Origin of the sequence: Algoriella xinjiangensis, assembly GCF_900115015.1 — a bacterium.
GTDB lineage: Bacteria > Bacteroidota > Bacteroidia > Flavobacteriales > Weeksellaceae > Empedobacter > Empedobacter xinjiangensis.
Genome location: NZ_FOUZ01000028.1, coordinates 1 through 4,852, shown reverse-complemented (window position 1 = coordinate 4,852; position 4,852 = coordinate 1). Strand labels below are relative to the sequence as shown.

At 26.6% G+C, this 4,852-nt stretch carries 6 protein-coding genes; 3 read left to right on the top strand and 3 right to left on the bottom strand.

Translation table 11 applies throughout. The features are described 5' to 3' along the window. The first annotated feature begins 931 nt into the window (after positions 1-931). Positions 932-1,945 (top strand): replication initiation protein, encoded by a 1,014-nt coding sequence (locus BM072_RS15175; RefSeq protein ID WP_092910665.1) that lies wholly within the window; start codon positions 932-934, stop codon positions 1,943-1,945. 32 nt (positions 1,946-1,977) lie between these two features. Here BM072_RS15175 and BM072_RS15170 read toward each other — a convergent pair whose 3' ends face one another. Genes BM072_RS15170 through BM072_RS15160 form a run of 3 tightly spaced genes read right to left on the bottom strand, consistent with a single transcriptional unit; the run spans position 1,978 to position 3,628 of the window. Continuing rightward, positions 1,978-2,769, bottom strand: a complete 792-nt coding sequence (locus BM072_RS15170) for a Fic family protein (RefSeq protein WP_092910667.1) — start codon at positions 2,767-2,769, stop codon at positions 1,978-1,980. Positions 2,770-2,816: 47 nt separating this feature from the next. Further along, positions 2,817-3,032 carry a hypothetical protein gene (locus BM072_RS15165; protein ID WP_092910662.1) on the bottom strand — a complete coding sequence of 72 codons (216 nt, stop codon included), beginning with the start codon at positions 3,030-3,032 and terminating at the stop codon, positions 2,817-2,819. Next, on the bottom strand, positions 3,032-3,628 hold the full coding sequence (locus BM072_RS15160) for a ParA family protein (RefSeq protein ID WP_092910660.1): 597 nt from the start codon (positions 3,626-3,628) through the stop codon (positions 3,032-3,034). Before BM072_RS15160 ends, BM072_RS15165 begins: the two co-directional genes overlap by 1 nt. A gap of 168 nt (positions 3,629-3,796) precedes the next feature. Between BM072_RS15160 and BM072_RS15155 the strand changes: the two genes are divergently transcribed. Continuing rightward, positions 3,797-4,072, top strand: coding sequence for a type II toxin-antitoxin system HigB family toxin (locus tag BM072_RS15155; protein ID WP_245752233.1), 276 nt, complete (start codon positions 3,797-3,799; stop codon positions 4,070-4,072). Then, the gene (locus BM072_RS15150; protein ID WP_177190330.1) at positions 4,056-4,412 is read left to right on the top strand and encodes a helix-turn-helix domain-containing protein; all 357 of its coding nucleotides are present in this window, start codon (positions 4,056-4,058) and stop codon (positions 4,410-4,412) included. The genes BM072_RS15155 and BM072_RS15150 overlap by 17 nt, the downstream gene beginning before the upstream one ends. Positions 4,413-4,852: the final 440 nt, after the last annotated feature.

Here is a 4,852-nt window from a genome sequence, read left to right as displayed (position 1 = left end):
AAAAGGGTTAATCGGATTTCAATTCGTTTGGTTTTATTCATCTTTAAAAACTTAAAAAAATCGTTCGACCATCGGGAGAATGCGAGAGTAGTGTTGACGTGAAAAATAGGGCTATTTTAGCCCATTTTGTACGGACAAACACACATCTCGACCTATTCTATTTTTTTACTTTCTCTAATTTACCCAATTTTCCGAAATTCTAAAACTTTTTTTCATTTCCAACTCCTTAAACCAAAATTTCCTACTTTAATTAAATCATACGCTACCAAAAAATCAACCACAACAAAAGAAGATAACACCGTCACAGATACATTAAATTTAATACTTGACGCCCTTAAACAACAATTGCAATACTTTATACGTAAAATCAAAAAAAATCGCTTAAAACGTAAAAAAACGACCTCAAAAAAAGATCGTTTCTAATCGTTTCGCTTTCAAATCAAACGTTATACATTAAATTTTAAGTACAAAAATACATTAATATTCTTAAAATCAACTAATTATATAATTTAATTAAAAATAAATCGCCCGCCCCCTGGTGCGACCTGCGGTCAGCTCATTTTTTTTCTTTTTGTTTTGTTTTTTTCATTCAAAACGAAAACAGGCAATTTCAAGAAAACTCTTAAAATCGAATTTTTCTTTGAAAAATTGACGCTTATAAACCAAAAAAATCACAATGTTTTTATATTTAATTAACATAGCTTATATAACATAACTTATCGGGAAGTGATAAAAATCAGATATAACGCTTATATATAACTTATTACAAGGATTAAAAAATATCTAAATAGGAGTTTTTGAATACTTAACTAGGAGTTTTTGAATACTAATAATATGGTCAACTAGGAGTTTTTGAATACTTACTAGGAGTTTGTTTTTATAACTCCTTTTTAGTTATATTTGTATTCCATAACTCCTAATAAAACTATAAATGAGCATAACTATTAAAAACAAAGAGGTATTACAATCGTATATTCTTACAACTGCGAAGTATGATTTTAGTGTTTATGAAAAGCGTATTCTTTATCGCATAATAGAACTCAATCAAAATTTATTAGAAGGTAAAAAACTTAATGATCGTTACCAGGTCAATAATACATTATTCAAATCAAAAGAATATGTTATGCCCATATCTGCATTTTTAACTACAGAAGATAGTAAAACAGATAAAAATCATTCAAGAATTAAAAAGGCTTTAAAGGGATTGCAACAAAAAATTATTGAGTATGAAGATGATGAAGCTTATCGTAGTGCAGGTATAATTTTTAATGTTGAAATAAATAAAACTAGAGCAGATAATGTTACCTTTTATGTCGCTGATTTTATTTATCAAACTTTAATGGATTTTTCTAAAGGATATCGTAAATACGAATTAAAAGTAGCGATGCAATTCGAAAGCATATATGCTATGCGTTTTTACGAGTTATTCTCATCTCAAAAAACACCTATTAATTATTCTATTGATAGACTTAAAGAAATGTTTGGTATAACCGATAAATATAAAGAAACAAAAGATTTTATAAAATATGTTATAGTTTCAGCAAAGAAAGAACTTGATAAATGTTCTCCTTACACTTTCCACTATGAAACAATGAAAACAGGAAGGAAAATTACTTCCATTCATTTTGTTCCAATTTATCAACCTCAATTTGAAGACGAGAATATCAAGAAAAATAATTTGAATAAGCAAATGTCAAATCGTTGGTTTATATCTAAAAACATAGAAGAATATTTAGTACATAATTTTGATTTTAATGAGCGAGAACTCAACAATAATTTAAATTTATTTGAGTCTATATACAAACATTTTTCTGAAGAGGAAACTTTAGATTTCTTAGCGGAAATTAGAGAGCCATCCGCATATGCCGAAAATAGAAAAGGATTTATTATCGGAGCTTTGAAGAAAAAAGTTGAGAAAAAATTTGAAGAACTTTACTTAAAGTAAATACATATATAGGTATATACTTTAATCGTTAATTAAAACAAAAATTTAAATCCAAGTCCTTTATTTGGTTTAATTATTTTTTCAAAATTTTCAATTTCTGCTTTCAGATGAGATGAATATTCTTGTTTCATGAAATTTCTGAAAATAGATATATCATTTTTTTCTCTAGTTTCAATCAAAGCTTCAATATAATCTACTTTAGATTCAGAATTAACGATTGCTAAAGGAAGGTTGTAATATTGCTGAATATAATTCATTAATAGCCTAGAGCTTCTTCCATTTCCATCATAAAAAGGATGAATTGATACCATATTAAAATGAGCATCAAAAGATAAATTTAATTGATCTTCTATGGTTTGAATTGTATTCATTTTATTCTGAATATTAATAACTAAATCATTCATCAATCTTTCTACTTTATCATAATTAGGAAAATATGTATTTCCAGCCATTACATTTCCTTTTCTAAATTCTCCTTTAGTAGCATCAACAGTTCCGAGCATAGTTTCGTAGACTGATCCAGTATTTTTTAAAACAAATGCTTCAATGTTTTTAATTAATTCTACAGAAATAGGCATTTTTTTATTTGCTTGTTCAATTACAAAAACTAGAGCTTTATAATGATCTGTTACCATTAAGGAATGTTCTAAAGGTTTTCCTTTAGGTGTTAAACCATCATTAATCAAAACCGATGCTTCAATTTCTGTTAAAGTAGAACCTTCCAATACAGTTGAATGATGAACAACCGAAATCAGATTAAACTTATCGTGATCGATGGTTTTATCTATTCCAAGTTCTTTATATTTTTTTATTAAGGATTCCATAGCTGTATTATTTAAATACATATATACGTATTTATGTATTTATTTTATTATTTAAGATATTGTATCAAAGCCTTTTCTATTATTTCTTTCATATTAGAATCTTCTTCAATAGCTCTCTTCTTCAAATCTTTAAGCAATTCTTTATTTAACCAAAGCATATAACTTTTCTCATTATCTCTTTTGCTTTCCTTAACCTGTACAATTTTTTGTTTAGGCGAAGTTGATTTTTGAATCTCTTTTAATTTATCAAAAGCATTTCCCATTATAATAAATTTAGAATTTCATTAGACAATTTTTCAATTTCATCTTTAGCTTGTTTATCATTTGAACTAATCACTCCTCCATTTAGAAATGAACTTCCATAAGATATACGATCATGAATAGATGATAAAATCGGTAAATCATATTTCTTCAATTGTTCAATAGCCTGTTCTTTGATTTTAACATTAGGTTTAAGCATATTCAAAACAATAGCTGCTTTCAAATTTTTATTCTTTTTTTGAGCTTTCTTAATTAAATCAATTGTTGTAGAAATTGCCATAATATCTGGTACTCCAACTTTAGTTGGAACTAAAACAAAATCAGACTCTTCAAATATTGGCTGAATAGTCTCTATAATATAAGGTGGACTATCTATAAAGACTACATCGTATTCTGACTTTTTTAGTTTCTTCACATTATCAAAATTGATGATATCAAAATCTTCAACTAATCCTTTTAAATTCATTATAGTTCCCTGCGGGTCTACATCAGTTAATGCTATTTTAACATCATGACTAAATCTATAAGAAAGATTAAGCGCTAATGTACTCTTTCCTACACCTCCTTTCTGATGCGCAATTGTAATAATTTTACTCATAAATATGTATATACATTTATAACTATATACAAATATACGTATTTATTTTATAGAAGGTTCTAAATGATATTATTGTTCATTATCTTTTCTCTGAAAATATTCCCAAATTGGTAAAATTTTGTATATTTGTGTATGAGAATTATTGCTGTTAAAACTTTAAAGTTTTATATGAATGAGTTTCCTCAATCTGAACAGGCGCTTTTATCATGGTACGATGAAGTTACAAATGCAGAATGGAACACACCAAATGAACTTAAAGAACATTATAAAAATTCTTCAATAATTAACAGTAAAAGAGTTGTATTTAATATTCATGGCAATACTTTTCGTTTGATTGTTGATATTGAATATCGATTAAAAATTGTTTTTATTGTGTGGTTTGGAACACACAAAGAATATGATAAAATTAATGCAGAAACTATTAGTTATGTTAAAACCGATTAAAACAGAAGAACAGTACGAAATCAGTTTAGAAAGGGTTTTTGAATTGATGCAAAAAGACATTAAACCAAATTCTATTCAATCCGATGAATTAGAAATATTGAGCATTTTGATTAAAAATTACGAAGATGAAAAATACCCAATAGAAAAGCCTAACCCTATAGAAGCTATTAAATTCAGATTAGACCAAATGGGGGTTAAGGAATCTTATTTGAGTAAATTGATAGGTAGTAGCAGAAAAACTGAGATTTTTTCTGGAGTAAGAAAACTTAATCTTCCTCAAATTAGAATGATTAGTAAAGAATTACATATATCCGCAGACGTTTTAGTTCAAGAATATTAAAAAAATAAAGCCTTCGTTTTTATAAAAACGAAGGCTTTATTTCTTGACCGTTTTGGATATACTCATTCAACGCAAAAATGCGCCTTTCAGAGTAATTTTAAATACAACTTCACTTATCTAAAACGGCACTCTCACAATTTCAGTCATTTAACCTAAATTATTTAGGTATATAATTTCAATTATGTTTAGTAGGTGATTCTCATTGAAAAATATTATTTCATTTTTAATAATTCTTCTTTAAAATCCTTATACAAAATGTTATATGTTTTTAATAATTGTTGATCTTGTGTTGTCGATGATGTTGAATATTCATATGATATTTTTATTCTAGACATTGACTCTTTAGTGGATATACTAACTTAGTTGGGAGTAAAAGTTAAGCATAAAACCTTAATTTTAATATATGAAAAGAATCCGTAAAATTTATCCAAGCGATTTTA